The sequence below is a fragment of the Janthinobacterium sp. JC611 genome, assembly GCF_018682595.1.
Classification (GTDB): Bacteria; Pseudomonadota; Gammaproteobacteria; order Burkholderiales; family Burkholderiaceae_D; genus Janthinobacterium.
Map to the genome: position 1 here is coordinate 204,194 of NZ_JAFLJN010000020.1, position 18,015 is coordinate 222,208.

Below are 18,015 nucleotides of genomic sequence, written 5' to 3' on the forward strand. Positions count from 1 at the left end.
TGCCAGACAGGTTCTGCTTCCAATCCCGTTCATTTGCTTCATGCGGTACCGGATCGCGGCTCGATTGAAGCAGCGCCATTGCCCGGGTGACCAAGTGCTTGGTCATGCGATAGTAAGTAACTGATTTTTATGAAGAATATGGCTTTGTCGTTTTTCTGGTGTGATAAAAATGTGCAGCTCTGAATAAAAATGCGCTATACCGGCAGTGTGTACTGTTGCCGGTATAGCGCATCGCGAAGCACGCGCTCTAACTTGGAGTCTTAGGCCGCGTGTTTCGTTCCATTGGCCAGCACCGCCAGCAATCTCGCCCTGTCCTGGCGATACGTGGCGACGGCCGCTTCCTTGACGTGGCCGAAGCCGCGGATTTTTTCGGGCAGGGAGGCCAGTTCCACGCAGGTGGCCAGGTTGTCCGCCGTCAGCTTGACCAGCATGCCCGCCAGCAATTCGCGATATTCGACGATCAGCGCGCGTTCCATCTTGCGCTCGGCCGTATAACCGAAGAGGTCGAAGGTGCCGCCGCGCAGTCCCTTGGCTTTCGCCAGCAGCTTGAAGGCGCGCCACATCCAGGAACCGAACTCCGCTTTCACGAGGTGACCTTTCGCATCCTTCTTGGCGAACAGTGGCGGCGCCAAATTGAATTTGACGGAGAAATTCCCCTCGAACTGCTGCTGCAATTGCTCGACGAAACGGCCATCCGTGTACAGGCGCGCCACTTCGTATTCATCCTTGTAGGCCAGCAATTTGAAGTAGCTCCTGGCGACAGCCGTCGACAGTTTCTGGCCCAGCCCCAGGGCGTTTTCGCGGTCGCGTACCTGTTTCACCAGGGTCAGATAGCCATCCGCATACGCGGCATTTTGATACGCGGTGAGGAACTCCACGCGTTTCTTGACAACGCTGTCGAGGCTTTGCGGCAGCTGCACGACGATGGCTTGCGACGGCGTGGCGATCTGCGTGACTTTGCGCACGTCGACGGCGGCGCGGCGGCCCCACAGGAAACTCTTCTTGTTCGACTCGATGCCCACGCCATTCAATTCGATGGCGCGCAGCAAGGCCGCTTCCGTCAGCGGGATGCGGCCCTTTTGCCAGGCGTAGCCGAGCATGAACAGGTTGGCGGCGATGGAGTCGCCCATCAGCGCGGTGGCTAATTTTGTGGCGTCGATGAAGTCGGCCGCGTCCGCGCCGCCCACGGATTCCTCGATCAGCTGGCGCACGTCCGCCGTCGGATATTGCCAATCGGCATTCTGCGCAAACGTGCCCGGCGGCTGTTCGTGCAGGTTGACGACGGCCAGGCTTCTGCCCGGACGCATTTTCGACACGGCATCCTGCGCGCCGGCCGTCAGCATGTCGCAACCGAGAATCAGGTCCGCCTCGCCCGTGGCGATGCGCTGCGCGCGGATGTGCGCCGGGGACCTGGCGATCTTCACGTGCGAGGTGACGGAACCGTTCTTTTGCGACATGCCCGTCATGTCCAGCACGGACGCGCCCTTGCCTTCCAGGTGCGCCGCCATGCCCATCAGGGCGCCGACGGTGATCACGCCCGTGCCGCCGATGCCGTTGATGAGGATATTGTACGGCGCGTCGCAAGCGGGTAATTGGGGTTCCGGCAGGGGACCGAAGTTGTCCGTCTCGCCCGCTTTACTCGCGCCCGTCTTGGTTTTCTTCAGGCTGCCGCCTTCGACGGTGACGAAGCTGGGGCAAAAGCCCTTGGCGCACGAGTAATCCTTGTTGCACGAGGATTGGTCGATGGTGCGCTTGCGGCCAAATTCCGTCTCTTTTGGCAAGATCGACACGCAGTTCGACTGCACGCCGCAATCGCCGCAGCCTTCGCAGACGGCGTCGTTGATGACCATGCGTTTGGCCACGTCCGGATACTCGCCTTTTTTGCGGCGCCGGCGTTTCTCGGCCGCGCAGGTCTGGTCGTAGATCAGCACGGACACGCCGGGTACTTCGCGCAATTCGCGCTGCACGGCATCCATGTCCTTGCGGTCGTGCAAGGTCAGGTGGGCGGGCAGGTTGCTGCGGTCGCTGTAGCGGCTCAAATCTTCCGTCACCAGCGCGATGCGCGCGATGCCTTCGGCCGCCACCTGCTGCGCCATCATCGGCACGGTGATGAGGCCGTCCACGGGCTGGCCGCCCGTCATGGCGACGGCGTCGTTGTAGAGGATCTTGTAGGTGATGTTGACCTTGGCCGCCTGCGCGGCGCGGATGGCCAGGTAGCCCGAGTGGAAATACGTGCCGTCGCCCAGGTTCTGGAACACGTGCGGCAGTTCGGAAAACGCGGCCTGGCCGATCCACGGCGCGCCTTCGCCGCCCATGTGCGTGGTCAGCTTGTTCATTTCCGGGTAGATCGACGTGGCCATCACGTGGCAGCCGATGCCGGCCAGCGCCAGGCTGCCATCGGGCACCTTGGTCGAGGTGTTGTGCGGGCAGCCGGAGCAGTAGAAGGCGGGGCGGAACGGCGTGTTCACGGCCTTCTTCAGGACCGCATCCTTGGCGTCGAGAAAACTGAGTCTCGCCTTGATCAGGTCGCAGGTGACGGGGTCGGAAATGAGGCGCGCGATGCGGCTGGCGATGACCCGCGCCACTTGCGAGACGGAAAAGTCGGCCTTGGACGTCAGCAGCCATTCGCCGCGCGGCGCCACCCATTCGCCTTTTTCATCGAACTTGCCGATGACGCGCGGGCGCACGTCGTCGCGCCAGTTGTACAGCTGTTCCTTGAGCTGGTATTCGACGATTTGCCGCTTCTCTTCGACGACGAGAATTTCATCGAGGCCTTGCGCGAATTCGCGCACGCTGTCCGGCTCCAGCGGCCACGGCATGGCCACCTTGAACAAGCGCATGCCGACGTCGGCCGCCATCTGCTCGTCGATGCCCAGCTCTTCCAGCGCTTCCAGCACGTCCAGGTAGGATTTGCCGGAGGCAATGATGCCCAGCTTGGCGTTCGGGCTGGCTATGGTGGTGTGGTTGAGCTTGTTTTCGCGGGCGTAGGCCAGGGCCGCATAGATCTTGTAGTCCTGCATCAGCGCTTCCTGGTTGCGCGCCTGCTGGCCCAGCGGGATGCTCGACAGGCGGGCGTTCAGGCCGCCTTCGGGCATGACGAAATCCTGCGGAATTTTCACTTCCACGCGGAACGGATCGGCGTCGATGGAGGCCGACGATTCAACCGTGTCGGCCAGCGCCTTGAAGGCCACCGTGCAGCCGGAAAAGCGCGACATGGCCCAGCCGTGGATGCCCAGGTCCAGGTATTCCTGCACATTGCACGGATACAGGACGGGGATCATCGAGGCGGAAAACAGGTGGTCGGACTGGTGCGGCAGGGTCGACGAGTAGGCGCCATGGTCGTCGCCGGCCACCAGCAGCACGCCGCCCAGTTTGGATGTGCCCGCATGGTTCATGTGCTTGAAGACATCGCCGCAGCGGTCCACGCCCGGGCCCTTGCCGTACCACATGGCGAACACGCCGTCGTACTTGGCCGGACCGATCAGGTCCACTTGCTGCGAACCCCAGACGGCCGTGGCGGCCAAGTCCTCGTTGACGCCGGGCACGAACTGCACGTGGTGCGCTTCCAGCTGTTTCTTCGCTTTCCACAGGTTTTCGTCGAGGCCGCCCAGGGGCGACCCGCGGTAGCCGGAGATGAAGCCGGCCGTGTTCAGCCCGGCGGCCTGGTCGCGCAGGCGCTGCATCATGGGCAGGCGCACGAGGGCCTGGATGCCGGACAGGAAGATGGCGCCGGAAGTGGCCGTGTATTTGTCGTCGAGGCTGACGGTGGTCAAGCGGGAAGGTTCAAGCGGTGTAGATGGCGCGGCACCGGCGTTTCTAGCGAACGCTGCGGAGCCGTTTTCCGTGGTCACGGACATGGCTGTCTCCAAAAGGGTGTTTCAGATAGCGGCTGTACATGGGGCGCGCCCGGTAAGGCGCGCGCTGTGCAGACGGGATGGCCGCGTGTGGGCGGCACATAACTAGTTTAAATTTAAAATAGTTAATGTGGTCAGTGTAGAACGACCGGGGGGAAGGGGCAAATACGCTTTGGCGATGGGGGTATAAGAAATGCTTATGCCATGGGCGAGAGCACGTTCGCCCCCACCCAGCGCCCGCTGCCGCACAGTTCGGCGGCCACTTGCAGCACCAGCTGCTTCACGGCGTTGCCCGCGTTCGTCAGGGGAATGTTTTTCGAGGCGCACAGGGCTACCGTGCGCGACAGGACGGGGCTGTGGATGGCGTAGCTGCGCATGGCGCCGCTGTTCAGTTCGGCCAGCACGGGCGCGGCGGGCAGGATGGTGGCGCCCATGCCGGCCAGGATGGCCGATTTTAAAATGGCGATGGAGTTGATCTCGATCACGTTCGCCGTTTCCAGGCCCAGTTCGCGCGCGCGGCTGTCGATGCGCGGGCGCACGCCGTGCTGCAGGCCCGGCAGGATCAGGGTGGCGCTCAAGGCTTGCTGGAATGACACGGCATGGCCGGCGGGCGCGAATGGCGAATCGCTGCGGCAAATAAAACGCATTTCCTCTTCCACCAGCGGGCTGCAGGCAAAGGGCGTCAGCTGGCCATCGTCGAACAGCACGGCCAGGTTGATGCGCCCCGACTTGAGCTGTTCATTGAGGTTGCCCGTGATTTCTTCCGTCAGTTGCAGGATGATCTCGGGATAGCGCTCGCGCGCGGCCAGCAGCAGGGGCAGGGCCAGGGCGCCGGAGATACTGTGCGGCAAGCCCAGGGTGACATTGCCGGACGGCCGCGTGGCGCTTTGCGTGACGGCCGAGCGGGCGTCGGCCACCTGTTTCAGGATCGCCTGCGCATGTTCGTAAAACACCTTGCCCGCATCCGTGCTGAGCACGCCCTGGGCCGAGCGGTGCAGCAGCTGCACGCCCAGTTCCTCTTCCAGCTGGCGCAGCTGCTGCGTCAGGGCCGGCTGCGCCACGTGCAGGATCAGGGCCGCGCGCGACAGCGAGCCGTGGTCGACGATGGCAACAAAGTAGCGTAATTGGCGCAGTTCCATGGGTCCCAAAAGTAGTGCGTTGAGGGTGCGGTGAGCGGAAAAAACAGGCTGTTGCGCCGCAGTGCCGAAGGCGGCCAGCAGAATAACAATTTTGTTATACTCATTCTAGCGCCTTCGGTACTCCAGCCGCGTATTTGTGGGATGACAGCATGCTCAAGAAAGTTGATTCGTCTCAATTAAAAGTGGGCATGTACATCCATGACCTCAGTTGCGACTGGATGACGCACCCGTTCGTGCGCAACCGTTTCTTGTTGCGCAGCGACGATGAAATCCGCAAGATCGTGCAGGCCGGCATCCATGAAGTGGTGATCGACAGCGACAAGGGCATCGACGTGCAGGACGCGCCCACCGTGGCGCAGGCGCGCGCCGAGACGGAGCGCGAACTGGTGCGTATCGCCACGCCGCCGCAAGTGCTCACGCGCGTGTCGTTGGGCATGGAGCTGGAGCGTGCCACGCAGGTGCGGCGGCAGGCGGCGAGCCTGGTGCGCACGGTGATGGCCGACGTGCGCCTGGGCAAGGCGGTCGAGCTCGACCGCGTGCAGCACACCGTGCAAGACATCACCGAATCGATCCTGCGCAATCCCGGCGCCCTCGTCGGCTTGCTGCGCATCAAAAGCAAGGATGATTACACCTTCCTGCATTCCGTCAGCGTGTGCGCGCTGCTGGTGGCGTTTTGCCGCTCGCGCGGCATCGATGCGGCCACCACGCACCAGGCAGGCCTGGGCGGCTTGCTGCACGACACGGGCAAGGCGCTGGTGCCCGACAGCGTGCTGAACAAGCCAGGCCCGTTGACGCCGGAAGAATTTGCCATGATCAAGCGCCATCCGCGCGACGGCTACGACATCCTGCGCCAGTCGCCCGAGGTGGGCGCCATTCCCCTCGACATCGCCTTGCACCACCACGAACGGCGTGACGGCAGCGGCTACCCGGACCAGCTGGCCGGCGACGCCATCGGCGAACTGGCGCAGATGGCCGCCATCGTCGACGTGTATGACGCACTGACGTCCGACCGCAGCTATCACAGGGGCATCGCCGCCGCCGAAGCCCTGCGCAAGATTTATGAGTGGAGCAAATTCCATTTCAACCCCGTGTTCGCGCAGGATTTCATGCGCTGCGTGGGTATCTATCCGGTCGGCACCATGGTGATGCTGGAATCGGGCCGCCTGGCCGTCGTCGTCGAGGCGCACGAAAGTAATCTGCTGGCGCCGAAGGTGAATGTGTTTTTCAGTACGAAGAGCAAGACCTACATCAAGCCGGAAACGGTCGACCTGTCGCGCGGCTTCGGCTTCGGCGGCGCCGACAAGATCGTCGGCCATGAGTCGGCCGCCAAGTGGCAGGTCGATCCCATGCGTTTTTTATCGCTGGCGGATGCCTGAACGGTGTACGTCTTTGAAAAAGAGCGCCTGAAAAACGTTCAGGGCAAGGCGCGGGCGCGAAGACAGTACGATCAGTACGGCGAGCACCTGCAACGCCGCCATGGACGTTTTCTCAGGTGATCAGAAAAATTCTGCCGTATCGTTCGAGGTAATGGTGGTCAGCAATCCCTTGGCGACGAGTTCGTCGTAATGGCAGGCCAGGTTGCGGCCATGGCTTTTCGCGTAATACAGGGCCTGGTCGGCGCGGCCGAGGATGATGACGGGCGGCTCGTAGGCGTTGATGCTGACGAAGCCCACGCTGACGGTCACCCTGCCCACTTGCGGGAAGTCGTGCGCCTCGACGTTGGTGCGGAAGCGGTCGATGATTTTCTGCGCGTTTTCCAGGGTGATCGAGCGCAGCAGCACGACGAATTCCTCGCCGCCGAAGCGGAAGATGCGATCTTGCGAGCGGAACGACGATTGCAGCTGGTTGGCGATCAGGATCAGCACTTCATCGCCATACAGATGGCCAAATTTATCGTTGACCAGTTTGAAATGATCGACGTCGATCACGGCCAGCCATTGCCGTTCCGTGTCCGTGTGGTGGCGCCGCTCCTCATCGACGGGACGCGGCTTGTCCGCCTCCGGTTCGCCGCGGCTTTGCAGGATCTTTGCCAGCTGGTCGTCGAAGGTCTTGCGGTTCAACAAGCCGGTGAGCGAATCGCGCTCGCTGTAGTCGAGCAGGTTCTGGAAATTGCGGTACACGCTGACGATGCCGCCGATCACCTGGATGGTGGCGCCCGTGTACGGCGTGGGGTTGGTGATTTCCAGGCAGGTGGTGACCTGGTCGCCGATCCAGATGGGTAGCCACAGCAGGTGGCGGCCATCGGCGCACAGGGTATCGGCGCTCGCTTCATGGCGTTTGATGCAGGCGGCCAGGGCCGGATAATCCGCCAACGGTTCGCCCGGCAGGGTCGGGTCGTTATGCTCTTCCATGCGGGCCACGCTGCCCGCCACGATGATGGCCCGCGACCGCACGAACACCTGGCCCCGCACGGTGGTCAGGGCCAGCACACGGGTCTGCGACGCGGCAGCGAGTTCCTGGACCGCCGAGATCACGGAGATGTCGAGCATCGTGTGGTCGCGGTGCCCGGTCATGTCCACCATGTGTTTCAGTAGGGAATCCATTGTCGTTCTCTGGAAAGTAGTCACACAAGTGTCGTCATAGCAGCATTGCATCAAGCAAGAGCATGTTCGCGTCCGTCTACAAGAAGCCAAGATTTATTTGGTGGCATGACGCTCTGTACCGCCGGGCGAGAGGCCTTTCCAAAGAAGAGCTAAGCAGGATAATGTCTTTTTGCCTAATAGGCAATTAACGTATGCAATATTTCATGTAAATACATGAGATTCATGCACGTCATTGCAAAAAACTTGCCCTGACGAAGGCTTTCAATCCTGATCGCAACATTTGCGTGCATCAGCCGTCATCTCAACAGGGTTTGATAATTTCCATATGGAAACTTGTGGCGCGTCAATTTGCCAAAACGTGGACGCTTTATAGTCAATGCAATGGCGCAGAAATTTACGGCAGGAAACATATTAGCAGGAATGGGCAATGTTTCACACCCGATTGCGCCAGGGACTTGTGATTCACTTTTGGGAGCTTGTCATGCATACCTTCCTGTCGGCAGTACAGCAGTTTGTCAAGGATGAGGATGGCATTACGGCAATCGAATACGGCCTGATTGCGGCCTTGATGGCTACCGCCATCACGGCCGGTTTCTTGCTGATCAAGACCAACTTGCTGGCCGTCCTCACCGACATTTCGTCGAACCTGGTGTTGACGCCTTAAGCGGGTGCCCGCCATTGGCCGGCCAATGGCGGGTTTTTTTTCGGAGGTGTGCCATGCCTGCAACTGCCTTGTGCGACCTGCTGTTGCTGTGCTTCGTGACGGGGGCCGCCGTCAGTGATTTGATCCGCCGCAAGATACCCAATGGTGTGGTGTTGTCCGGCATCCTGGCGGCGCTGGCCTTGCACCTGTGGCTGTGGCCGCAAAGCGTGCTGCCGCTGTGGCTGGGCGGCATGGCGACGGGCTTCTTCCTCTTCCTGCCCTTGTACGTGCTGCGCGGCATGGCCGCCGGCGACGTCAAGCTGATCGCCATGGTGGGCGCCTTTGCCGGTCCCTGGCCCGTGCTGCAGATCTGTTTCGCCACGTTTGTGCTGGGCGGCGTGATGGCCGTGCTGATGATCACGTACCAGGGCAAGTGGCGGGCCTGCCTGGGCAATCTGCGCCAGCTGCTGTGGCCGATGATCGCGCGCATGGCCGGTATTCCCCTGGCGCCAAACGCACTGGGCAGCGGCGCCAGCGTGGGCAACATGCCGTACGGACTGGCCATTGCCCTGGGCTGCCTGGTGGTGCAAGGGCGGCATTATTTCTGATTGGTATTCATTGCTATTGATCAATGGGCGCCGATTCCCGCTCGCTAGAATGAATTCTGTTGAATGCCCTCTTAACCGGCTTGGAGACGCAGCATGACCGAAGTCGACTATTCCATGAGCACCGAGAGCGCGCCGCGCCCTGCCGACGCGAACCTGATGCCGCCCTTGCCGCCGCAGCCGAAGAGCTTGCGTGAAACGGGATTGGAGCGACCGCTGGTCGTCGAACTGATCGCCAAGCTGATGTTTGTGAGCGGCAAGACGCACCTGTCCGCGCTGACGACCCGCTTGCGCCTGTCGATCAATGTCTTGCGCGAAGTGCTCGATTTCATGGTGACGGAGCAGATGGCCGAAGTGGCCTGGCGCGGCGAATCCGAGATCGACGTGCAATATCAGCTGACGAACGCCGGCAAGCAGCGCGCCAGCGCCTTCATCGAGCGTTGCGCGTATATCGGCGCCGCTCCCGTCACCCTGGAAGCATACCGCGCCATGGTGGCGCGCCAGTCGTGGCTGGCGCAGGACCAGCGCGTCGGCAGCGATGATCTGGCTGCCGTGCTGGGCGGCGCCCATGCGGGACCGGGCATGCTCGACGTGGTGGGGGCGGCCCTGCATTCGGGGCGCTCGCTGCTGCTGTACGGTCCGCCCGGCAGCGGCAAGTCGACCCTGGCGCTGCAGCTGGGACAGTTGCTGCACGGGCTGGTCGCCGTGCCGCACGCCATCGTCGTCGGCCAGGACATCATCCAGTTGTACGATCCGGCCCAGCACCTGCCGCCCGCGCCGCAGCACGTCAGCCATGCGCGCCAGGCGCTGGAGCGGCGCAGCACGGACATCCGCTGGGTGCTGTGCCAGCGTCCCGTGATCCACGTGGGCGCCGAGCTCGACGCCGGCATGCTGGAACTGCGCCATGACGCCAGCGGCGGCTGCTACCAGGCGCCGCCCCATGTGCGCGCCAACAATGGCATGCTGATCATCGATGACCTGGGGCGCCAGCGCCTGGGCGCGCAGGAGCTGCTGACGCGCCTGATGCAGCCGCTGGCGCGCGGCAGCGACCAGCTCGGCCTGCCCGGCGGCGTGCAGGTCAGCGTGCCGTTCGACAACGCCCTCGTGCTGGTCACGAATGTAGCGCCGGGCGAACTGTTCGACCCTGCCTTGCTGCGCCGCATCGGCTACAAGGTGCAGGTGGGACCCCTGGCCGAGAGCGCCTATCGCGCCCTGTTCCGCCAGCAATGCCGGCTGGCCGGCATGGCCATCGACGAGCTGGCCCTGAACCATGTGCTGCAGCTGCATGGCGCGCAGGGGCGGCCCTTGCTGGCCAGCTATCCGCAGGAATTGCTGGCGCGCATAGGCGACTTCGCCGGCTTTGCCGGCAGCGAGGCGCGCCTGACGGTGGGCGCGCTGGAACAGGCCTGGAGCAGCCTGTTTGCCAGCTGCGACATGCCGGCCGCCAGCCTGTGCGAGCGTATCGCATGAAAAACCGGCGCGCCCTCTTGATGATGGGTCTGGCTGTGGTGCTGGGTCTGCTGGCCGTGCTGCTGGCTTCGCACTGGCTGCTGCGCCAGACGCCGGCCGGCAAGGGCAAGATCGTCGTCGCCGCCAGCGACGTCAACCTGGGCCAGCGCCTGACGCCGGAGATGCTGCGCCTGGCCGAATGGCCGGCGGAAAGCTTGCCGCAGGGCGCGCTGCAAGACCCGGCAAAACTGGCGGGCCGGGTGCTGAAGACGAGCGTGCTGCGCGGCGAGCCGCTGAGCGAAGCCAAGCTGGCGCCGGCCGGCACCCTGGGCGGCCTGTCAGCCCTGATCACGGAAGGGCGGCGCGCCATCACCGTGCGCGTCAACGACGTGATCGGCGTGGCCGGTTTCGCCTTGCCGGGCAACTATGTCGACATCATCGTCAGCACCCAGCAAGATGCCGGCGACCGCGCGTTTCCGCAAAGCCGCAATATTTCCAAGATCGTGCTCGAACGCATCCTCGTGCTGGCCGTGGCGCAGGAAGTGGGGCGCGACGAGACCAAGCCGCGCGTGGTCAATGCCGTGACCCTGGAAGTGACGCCGGAACAGGCGGAAAACCTGGACCTGGCGCGCAGCGTGGGCAGCCTGTCGCTGGTGCTGCGCAACCAGGTCGACCCGCAGCCGGGCGTGACGACGGGCGCCACCAAGCTGACCCTGCTGGGCGGACCGCACGACGCCGAGCCCGCTCCCGCCGCCGTCGCGCCCGTGCTGGCCGTGGCGCCGCATCCGGTGCGCGTGGTGAAGGCGCCGCCGGAGCCGCGGCGCCAGTGCAGCGGTGTCATCGATGGGACGCGCCAGTCGCGCGAATGCTTTTAGCTGCCTTGCTCAACCATGGACACGCTCATGAACCGCGCCTTGCTGATACTGTGCTGCCTGCTGTCGCCGCTTGCCGGCGCGGCGGCCGATCCTGGTCCGCGCTGCGGCGGTGAAGCGGCCTCGCCCGGCAACCTGCAACTGCAGGTGGGCAAGTCGAGCATGCTGCGCCTGCCCGAGGCGGTCCTGAGCCGCAGCGTGGGCAATCCGGCCGTCGTGCAAGCCATGCTGGTCGCGCCCGACACTTTATATGTGGTCGGCGTCGACGTGGGCAGCACCAACATGATCATCCAGGGGAAAAGCGGCGTGTGCAGCGTGGTGAACGTCAGCGTCAGCATGGACCCGGCCGGCTTGCAAGCGACCCTGGCGGCACTCATGCCGGAAGAGAAAGCCATCCGCGTGACGGCCGTGGCCGACACCCTGGTGCTGTCGGGTACGGTGCAGGATGCGGGCGCCGTGCTGCGCGCCGTCGAGCTGGCGCACGCCTATGTGCGCCGCGCTACAGTGCCGCTGGCCTTGCCCAAGCCCGCCGATGGCGCCGCCATGCCGCCCGCCGCCACGGCGCCCGGCAGCGGCGCGGGCGGGGCGAACAGCCGCATCATCAACATGCTCGACGTCAGCGCGCCGCAGCAGGTGATGCTGGCCGTGCAGATCGCGGAAGTGTCGAAGTCCCTGCTGGAACGGCTGGAAGTGGGCGCCACCCTGCGCCTCGCGTCCGGCAGCTGGGCCACCACCTTGCTGTCGAATTTCCTCAGCGGCACGGCCAATGGCTCGCTCGACGTGCGCAAGTCGAATGGCCGCCAGCAGCTGACCATCGAAGCGCAGAAACAGGATGGCCTGGTGCGCATCCTGGCCGAACCGACGGTGATGGCGATCAGCGGGCAGGAGGGCAGTTTTCTGGCCGGCGGCAAGATCTTCATTCCCGTCGGCCAGGACAACAACAAGATCACCCTGGAAGAGCGCGAGTATGGCGTCGGCCTGCGCTTTACCCCCACCGTGCTGTCGGGCGGACGCATCAATTTGAAGGTGGCGCCGGAAGTGTCGGAACTGTCGCGCGAAGGCGTGGGCATTTCCGCCGCCGGGGTCAGCGCACGCTCAATTTTGCCCGTCATCACGACGCGGCGCGCCTCGACCACAGTGCAGCTGTACGACGGCCAGAGCTATGCCATCGGCGGCTTGATCAAGAACAACCAGGTGAGCAACATCACGGGCGTGCCCTGGCTCAGCGAAGTACCGATTCTTGGCGCGCTGTTCCGCAGCACGGATTTCCAGCACGACCGCACGGAATTGCTGTTTGTCATTACCGCGCACCTGGTGAAACCCTTGCCGGCCGATGCCGTGCTGCCGACGGCCCGGCTGGCGCCGCCTTCGCGCAGGGACTTGATGTTGGGCGGCAAGATGGAAGGCGCGCTGGCGCCGCCGTCCGTGCCGCCGCCGCGCGCGGCCAATGGTTTCGAGTTGAAATGAGACGGGGAGATACGCCATGCCGAACTCGCTCTTGACGTCACTGCGGCATTGTGCCGCCCTGGTCCTGGCCGTGCAGCTGGCCGCCTGCGCGCACGGCAGCACGCCGCAGCTGGACCGGCGCTTCGGCGACGCCGTGCGCCTGGCCATGGCGCAGCAGGTGCGCGATCCGGCCAGCGCGGGCAATCGCGCGCCGGCCGACGGTCTCGACGGTCCCAGCGCGCACGCCGTCATGCAGCGCTACCGCGCCTCGTTCGTCGAACCGAACGGCCAGGCGCCGCAGCCGGTGCAGTTCATGCTGGGAGGCGGCAATGGCAAATAGACGCCAGGGTCAGCGCGGGGCGATGCTGATCGCCTTTTCCATCCTGCTCATCGTGGTGCTGGGCTTTATCGGCTTGGCGCTCGACGTGGGCCAGGTCATCGGGCGCAAGACGGAATTGCAGAACCTGGCCGACAACGCGGCCCTGGCCGCCGCCGCGGAACTGGTGGGCACGCCCGAGGGCCTGCTCATCGCCGTGGAAAAAGCCAAGGGCAGTGCGGCCGACAGGAGCGCATGGCGCCGCCGCATGCAGGGCGCCATCCTGTCGGACGCCAGCATCCGCTTCGCCAGCGCGCCCGACGCGCCCGCCAGCGGGTGGCATGCGGCGGGCGCCGTGCCCGACGCCGCCACGGCGCTGTTCGTGCGCGTCGATACGCAGGCCACTACACCTTCGCTGGGGCGGGTGGCGACGGCCTTCCTCGGCGCCTGGTCGCCGGCGCTGCGCACCTTGGACACGGGGGCGCGCGCCATGGCGGGGCGCACCAGCTTGCGCCTGACGCCGCTGGCCGTCTGCGCGTTGTCGGGCAGTGTCGCCAGCCCGCGCACGAATGCGGCGCTGCTGCCGGCCGTCGAGTTGCTGGAATATGGCTTTCGCCGCGGCGTGGCGTATAACTTGTTGAAACTCAATCCGAACGGCCCGGCGGCCGAACATTTCGTCCTCAATCCGCTGGGCCAGCCAGGCGTGCTGGGACCGCCGCAGCAGGTCGGCGACGCGAGCGTGTTGCCGTTTGTCTGCAGCGGCACGGTGCAGTATCCGCGCATCGGCAGCGCCCAGGTGCATGTGCACCGGCCTTTTCCCGCCGCGCTGTGGACGGCCTTCAATGCGCGCTTCAACCTGCATGCGGGCAGCGGCTGCCATGTCGTCACGGCGCCGCCCGACACGAATATCCGCGCCTATCCGAATACGGCCCCGAGCTGGTGGATGACGAACGCGCCCGATGCGCCGAGCGCCCTGAGCACCGGCAATCCGCTGCTGTCCGTGGCCGATCCGGAATCGAACGCGACGCCGCCTGCGGTTGGCAGTTATGGACCGCTGTGGTCGTTTTCCAGGGCAGCCAGGTACAGCAACCCGAAGCCGGCCGGCGGCTATCTGCCGTTTGCCACCAGCGACTGGCCCAAGCTGTATCCGGCCAGCCCGGCCGCGCCGGCCGCCAAGTCCGGCTACCCTGCCACGGCGCCCTACCTGACGCTGGGATTCCAGACGGCGCCGGCCAGCAACACGGGCGTGGCGCAGCGGCGCCTGCTGCACATTGCCCTGCTGGCCTGTCCCGTGCCGCCCGGCAGCGACGTGCTGGCGCGCGTGCGCGGCATCGGCCGCTTCTTCATGACGGCGCCGGCCAGCAATGGCGTATTGAGCGCCGAATTTGACGGCTTGGTGGACGAGGGGACGCTGCTCGGCCCCGCGGAGCTGCTGCAATGAAGCCGCGCTGCCGCACCGCACGCCGCGAGGGCGGCGTCGCCGCCATCGAACTGGCGCTGATCCTGTTGTTTTTCATGGCGCTGCTGCCCTTCGTGCTGCTGTTCGGCCGCGCGCTGCTGGTGTATACGGCCCTGCAAAAAAGCGCGCACGATGCAGCGCGCTACATGGCGACCATGCCGCTGCCGCAGATGGGCAGCATCGGCACGGCGAACCAGGGCGCCGCGCTGGCCCGGCAGATGGTGGTCGAGGCGATGGCGGAAAGCTGGCCGAACATGGAGGCCGCCAGGGTCAACGTGGACTGCGTGTATGCCGACGATTCCTATGGTTGCGGCAGCTACGCGACGGCGCCGCTGCAGGTGCGCATCAAGATCACCGCCGACATGCCGGTCGATTTCCTGCCTGCGCTGACCCGCAAGTGGTTGCCGCAACTGGCACCGATTCCCTTGCGCGCCAACGCGACATTGCGCTATGTTAATTAACCTGCCTATCCAGCAGCGCCGGCAGCGCCAGGGTGGCGTCTTCGCCGTCGAATTCGCCATGCTGGCGCTGCTCTTCTTCCTGTTCCTGTTTGCCATGCTGGAAGTGGCGCGCGCCGTGTACGTGTGGAACATGGTGCATGAAATCACCCGGCGTGCCGCGCGCGCCGCCGCCGTCACCGATTTCAGCGATGCCGGCGCCTTGCAGGCCGTGCGCACGCACGCCGTGCTGCGCGCCACGCCGGGAACGCTGCCGCTGGGCGGCGGCATCAGCGACGCGCACGTGCGTATCGATTATTTGTCGGAAAGCGCCGGTGGCGCCGCGCCGGCGGCGGTGCCGGTGCCGGTGATGCCGGCTTGCCCGCAGCGCAACCGCATCAATTGCCTGGACGATCCGCATGGCGCCAGCTGCATCCGCTTCGTGCGCGCGCGCCTGTGCCAGCCGGGCGTCGGCGCGCGCTGCGAGGGCGTGCCCTACCGACCCGTCCTGCCGCTGCTGGGAATGATGTTTCCCTCCGGTGCAGCGGCCATACGTTTGCCCAGCGGGACCACCATGGCGGTGGCCGAGTCGCTGGGCTATCCGGACAATCCCGGTTTTTGTCCATGAGCGCCAAGCCGTCGGCGCAGCCGAGTGTATTGCATAGAGTGAAGGAGGGGCGATGAAAGCCTTGATGATTAGCCGCGACGCCAGCTTGCACGATGAAATCGCGGCGCAAGGCGCGGCCCGCATGCCGGTGCTGCGGCTGCTGGAACGGCGCAGCGGCTTGCGCGACGCCGTCGAGCGCATGCAGCCCGAAGCGCCCGAGCTGGTGATCGTCGACGCCAGCGGCATCGATGCCGACGAAGCCGACCTGCTCGAACGCCTGGCGCGCCAGTATCCGCTGGCCGTGCTGATGCTGCTCACGCGCGGCCAGCAGCAGGATGTGCTGATCCGCGCCATGCGCGCCGGCATGCGCGAAGTGCTGCAGCTGCCGCTGGTGCACAAGGCCTTTCACGAGGCGATGGACAGGGTCGATATCCAGGCCGGCGTGACGCAGATGCGCGACGGCAAGGTCCTCGCCTTCATCTCGTGCAAGGGCGGCAGCGGCGCCACCTTTTTGTCGACGAATTTTTCCTATGCGCTGGCCAGCCTGGCCGGCTGCAAGGTGCTGCTGATCGACCTGCACGGCCAGTTCGGCGATGCGACCCTGTATGTCTCGGACCAGAAGCCGGCCATGACCCTGTCCGACATCTGCGCCCAGATCGCGCGCATGGACGGCGCCTTTCTCGCCTCGTGCCTGGTGCACGTGACACCGAACTTCGGCGTGCTGGCGGCGGCCGACGATCCGGCGCACAAGGTCGACATGCAGCCCGAGCACATGGACCGCATCCTGGCCGTGGCGCGCCAGCACTACGACTACATCGTGCTCGACGTGGGACGCCAGATCGATGCGCTGTCGCTGCGCGCGCTCGACAACGCCGACGCCATCTATCCGGTGCTGCAGCTGGCCTTGCCCGACATCCGCGACGGGCGCCGCCTGCTCGACATTTTCCGCTCGCTCGGCTATCCGGGCGAGCGATTGCGCCTGATCGTCAACCGCTATGAAAAGGGCGGGCGGCTGCGCCTGGCGGACCTGGAGCAGGCGCTGGGCGCGGAGGTGGTGCACACGGTGCCCAACGATTACATCGCCGCCACCGATTCCGTCAACCAGGGCATCCCGCTGCTGCAGCTGTCGCGCACCAGCGCCCTGGCGCGCAGCCTGGCCGAGCTGGTGGAACTGGTGACGGCGCGCCGCGTGACGGAAAGCCGCGGCCTGTTCGACCGCCTGTTCAGCCGCAGCGAGGCTTAGGACGGGGATGGATGTCAAGGCTCCCGCCGGGGGCCATCATGGGAGCCGAGATGACTTTACGCGAACGTCTGGCGGCAAATGAAACGGTGCGCCCCGCCAGCAATGGACAAGGTGCGCTGGCGCTGCACGCCTACCAGGAACTGAAAAAAACCATGCACCAGACGATACTCGACCGTATCGATCTGGAACGCTTGAAGCGCCTGACGGCGGAGCAGTTCAAGCACGAGCTGGCGCTGCTGGTGCAGCGCGTGATCGAGGAAGAGCGCATCGTCCTGAACCAGCACGAACGCCACAGCCTGGTGCTCGACATCCAGCACGAGATGCTGGGCTTTGGCCCGCTCGAACCCTTGCTGGCCGACGCCAGCGTGTCCGACATCCTCGTCAATACCTGCGACAAGGTGTATGTGGAGCGGGGCGGGCGGCTGCAGCTGACGGACGTGACCTTCCACGACAATGCGCACCTGATGAAGATCATCGAAAAGATCGTCTCGCGCGTGGGACGGCGGGTCGATGAATCGAGCCCGATGGTCGACGCGCGCCTGCCGGACGGTTCGCGCGTGAACGCCATCATTCCGCCGCTGGCCGTCGATGGCCCGATCCTGTCGATCCGGCGCTTTGCCGTGCAGCCTTTGACGATCGCCAACCTGCTCGACTACAAAAGCCTGACGCCGCCCATGGTGCAGGTACTGCAGGCGCTGGGCCAGGCCAAGGTCAACATCCTGATCTCGGGCGGCACGGGCAGCGGCAAGACGACCCTGCTCAACGTGCTGTCCGGCTTCATTCCCGGCAGCGAGCGCATCGTCACCATCGAGGATGCGGCCGAACTGGCGCTGCGCCAGCCGCACGTGGTGCGCCTGGAAACGCGCCCGCCGAATATCGAGGGCAAGGGCGAGGTGAGCCAGCGCGCGCTGGTGCGCAACGCGCTGCGCATGCGGCCCGACCGCATCATCCTGGGCGAGGTGCGCGGCGCCGAGGCGCTCGACATGCTGCAGGCGATGAACACGGGCCATGAAGGTTCGCTGGCGACCATCCACTCGAACACGGCGCGCGACGCGCTGGCGCGGCTGGAAAACATGGTCGGCATGGCCAGCGTGAACCTGACGCCGCGCGCCACGCGCCAGCAGATCTGTTCGGCCGTGACGGTGGTGATGCAAGTGTCGCGCCTGACGGATGGCGCGCGCAAGCTGGTCAGCCTGCAGGAAGTGACGGGCATGGAGGGCGACATCATCGCCATGCATGAAATCTTCCGCTTCGAGCAGACGGGCGTCGATGCCGACGGCAAGGTGCTGGGCCATTTTTGCGCCACGGGCGTGCGGCCCCGTTTCACGGAACGCTTGCGCATGTTCGGCGCGCCGGTGCCGGACACGGTCTTCGACCCGGATCGAATTTATGAGTAAGGGGG

Annotated in this window: 15 protein-coding genes; 12 read left to right on the plus strand and 3 right to left on the minus strand. The window is 65.0% G+C overall.

The annotated features are described in order from the left end of the window. Window positions 1-260 precede the first annotated feature (260 nt). Together J0O65_RS13525 and J0O65_RS13530 are read right to left on the minus strand one after the other, a co-directional pair. Window positions 261-3,857, minus strand: a complete 3,597-nt coding sequence (locus J0O65_RS13525; protein WP_215407466.1) for an indolepyruvate ferredoxin oxidoreductase family protein — start codon at window positions 3,855-3,857, stop codon at window positions 261-263. 194 nt (window positions 3,858-4,051) lie between these two features. Continuing rightward, a complete protein-coding gene (locus tag J0O65_RS13530) occupies window positions 4,052-4,993 on the minus strand; it encodes a LysR substrate-binding domain-containing protein (protein ID WP_215407468.1) in 942 nt (313 codons plus the stop codon). 149 nt (window positions 4,994-5,142) lie between these two features. Between J0O65_RS13530 and J0O65_RS13535 the strand changes: the two genes are divergently transcribed. Beyond that, a complete protein-coding gene (locus J0O65_RS13535; protein ID WP_215407470.1) occupies window positions 5,143-6,369 on the plus strand; it encodes an HD-GYP domain-containing protein in 1,227 nt (408 codons plus the stop codon). A gap of 120 nt (window positions 6,370-6,489) precedes the next feature. Here the strand turns inward: J0O65_RS13535 and J0O65_RS13540 are convergent, their stop codons facing one another. Next, window positions 6,490-7,536 carry a GGDEF domain-containing protein gene (locus J0O65_RS13540; RefSeq protein ID WP_215407472.1) on the minus strand — a complete coding sequence of 349 codons (1,047 nt, stop codon included), beginning with the start codon at window positions 7,534-7,536 and terminating at the stop codon, window positions 6,490-6,492. Between the two features lie 481 nt (window positions 7,537-8,017). On the opposite strand from J0O65_RS13540, the gene J0O65_RS13545 reads away from it, so the two are divergent. The 11 genes from J0O65_RS13545 to J0O65_RS13595 all read left to right on the plus strand — a co-directional run bounded on the left by J0O65_RS13545 (window position 8,018) and on the right by J0O65_RS13595 (window position 18,010). Further along, a complete protein-coding gene (locus J0O65_RS13545) occupies window positions 8,018-8,200 on the plus strand; it encodes a Flp family type IVb pilin (RefSeq protein ID WP_034752975.1) in 183 nt (60 codons plus the stop codon). 53 nt (window positions 8,201-8,253) lie between these two features. Next, window positions 8,254-8,787: an A24 family peptidase gene (locus tag J0O65_RS13550; protein WP_215407474.1), complete on the plus strand. Its 534-nt coding sequence runs from the start codon at window positions 8,254-8,256 to the stop codon at window positions 8,785-8,787. Window positions 8,788-8,880: 93 nt separating this feature from the next. Beyond that, window positions 8,881-10,254 carry a DUF8689 domain-containing protein gene (locus J0O65_RS13555; RefSeq protein WP_215407476.1) on the plus strand — a complete coding sequence of 458 codons (1,374 nt, stop codon included), beginning with the start codon at window positions 8,881-8,883 and terminating at the stop codon, window positions 10,252-10,254. Beyond that, window positions 10,251-11,108: a Flp pilus assembly protein CpaB gene (cpaB, locus tag J0O65_RS13560; protein ID WP_215407478.1), complete on the plus strand. Its 858-nt coding sequence runs from the start codon at window positions 10,251-10,253 to the stop codon at window positions 11,106-11,108. Before J0O65_RS13555 ends, cpaB begins: the two co-directional genes overlap by 4 nt. A 27-nt stretch (window positions 11,109-11,135) precedes the next feature. Beyond that, a complete protein-coding gene (locus J0O65_RS13565; RefSeq protein ID WP_215407480.1) occupies window positions 11,136-12,572 on the plus strand; it encodes a type II and III secretion system protein family protein in 1,437 nt (478 codons plus the stop codon). A gap of 16 nt (window positions 12,573-12,588) precedes the next feature. Next, entirely contained in the window at window positions 12,589-12,891 is a 303-nt protein-coding gene (locus J0O65_RS13570) for a hypothetical protein (protein WP_215407482.1), read from the plus strand. Then, complete coding sequence (locus J0O65_RS13575) at window positions 12,881-14,308, plus strand: pilus assembly protein TadG-related protein (protein ID WP_215407484.1); 1,428 nt, start codon at window positions 12,881-12,883, stop codon at window positions 14,306-14,308. Before J0O65_RS13570 ends, J0O65_RS13575 begins: the two co-directional genes overlap by 11 nt. Continuing rightward, on the plus strand, window positions 14,305-14,787 hold the full coding sequence (locus J0O65_RS13580) for a TadE/TadG family type IV pilus assembly protein (protein ID WP_215407486.1): 483 nt from the start codon (window positions 14,305-14,307) through the stop codon (window positions 14,785-14,787). Before J0O65_RS13575 ends, J0O65_RS13580 begins: the two co-directional genes overlap by 4 nt. Next, window positions 14,777-15,391, plus strand: coding sequence for a TadE/TadG family type IV pilus assembly protein (locus J0O65_RS13585; RefSeq protein WP_215407488.1), 615 nt, complete (start codon window positions 14,777-14,779; stop codon window positions 15,389-15,391). The genes J0O65_RS13580 and J0O65_RS13585 overlap by 11 nt, the downstream gene beginning before the upstream one ends. Before the next feature lie 52 nt (window positions 15,392-15,443). Continuing rightward, window positions 15,444-16,613, plus strand: a complete 1,170-nt coding sequence (locus tag J0O65_RS13590; protein ID WP_215407490.1) for a CpaE/TadZ family protein — start codon at window positions 15,444-15,446, stop codon at window positions 16,611-16,613. Between the two features lie 50 nt (window positions 16,614-16,663). Further along, window positions 16,664-18,010: a TadA family conjugal transfer-associated ATPase gene (locus tag J0O65_RS13595; protein ID WP_215407492.1), complete on the plus strand. Its 1,347-nt coding sequence runs from the start codon at window positions 16,664-16,666 to the stop codon at window positions 18,008-18,010. Window positions 18,011-18,015: the final 5 nt, after the last annotated feature.

Coding starts and splice junctions, on each gene's coding strand:
- J0O65_RS13525 (WP_215407466.1), bottom strand. CDS start 3,857: ATGTCCGTGACCACGGAAAACGGCTCCGCAGCGTTCGCTAGAAACGCC.
- J0O65_RS13530 (WP_215407468.1), bottom strand. CDS start 4,993: ATGGAACTGCGCCAATTACGCTACTTTGTTGCCATCGTCGACCACGGC.
- J0O65_RS13535 (WP_215407470.1), top strand. CDS start 5,143: ATGCTCAAGAAAGTTGATTCGTCTCAATTAAAAGTGGGCATGTACATC.
- J0O65_RS13540 (WP_215407472.1), bottom strand. CDS start 7,536: ATGGATTCCCTACTGAAACACATGGTGGACATGACCGGGCACCGCGAC.
- J0O65_RS13545 (WP_034752975.1), top strand. CDS start 8,018: ATGCATACCTTCCTGTCGGCAGTACAGCAGTTTGTCAAGGATGAGGAT.
- J0O65_RS13550 (WP_215407474.1), top strand. CDS start 8,254: ATGCCTGCAACTGCCTTGTGCGACCTGCTGTTGCTGTGCTTCGTGACG.
- J0O65_RS13555 (WP_215407476.1), top strand. CDS start 8,881: ATGACCGAAGTCGACTATTCCATGAGCACCGAGAGCGCGCCGCGCCCT.
- cpaB (WP_215407478.1), top strand. CDS start 10,251: ATGAAAAACCGGCGCGCCCTCTTGATGATGGGTCTGGCTGTGGTGCTG.
- J0O65_RS13565 (WP_215407480.1), top strand. CDS start 11,136: ATGAACCGCGCCTTGCTGATACTGTGCTGCCTGCTGTCGCCGCTTGCC.
- J0O65_RS13570 (WP_215407482.1), top strand. CDS start 12,589: ATGCCGAACTCGCTCTTGACGTCACTGCGGCATTGTGCCGCCCTGGTC.
- J0O65_RS13575 (WP_215407484.1), top strand. CDS start 12,881: ATGGCAAATAGACGCCAGGGTCAGCGCGGGGCGATGCTGATCGCCTTT.
- J0O65_RS13580 (WP_215407486.1), top strand. CDS start 14,305: ATGAAGCCGCGCTGCCGCACCGCACGCCGCGAGGGCGGCGTCGCCGCC.
- J0O65_RS13585 (WP_215407488.1), top strand. CDS start 14,777: ATGTTAATTAACCTGCCTATCCAGCAGCGCCGGCAGCGCCAGGGTGGC.
- J0O65_RS13590 (WP_215407490.1), top strand. CDS start 15,444: ATGAAAGCCTTGATGATTAGCCGCGACGCCAGCTTGCACGATGAAATC.
- J0O65_RS13595 (WP_215407492.1), top strand. CDS start 16,664: ATGACTTTACGCGAACGTCTGGCGGCAAATGAAACGGTGCGCCCCGCC.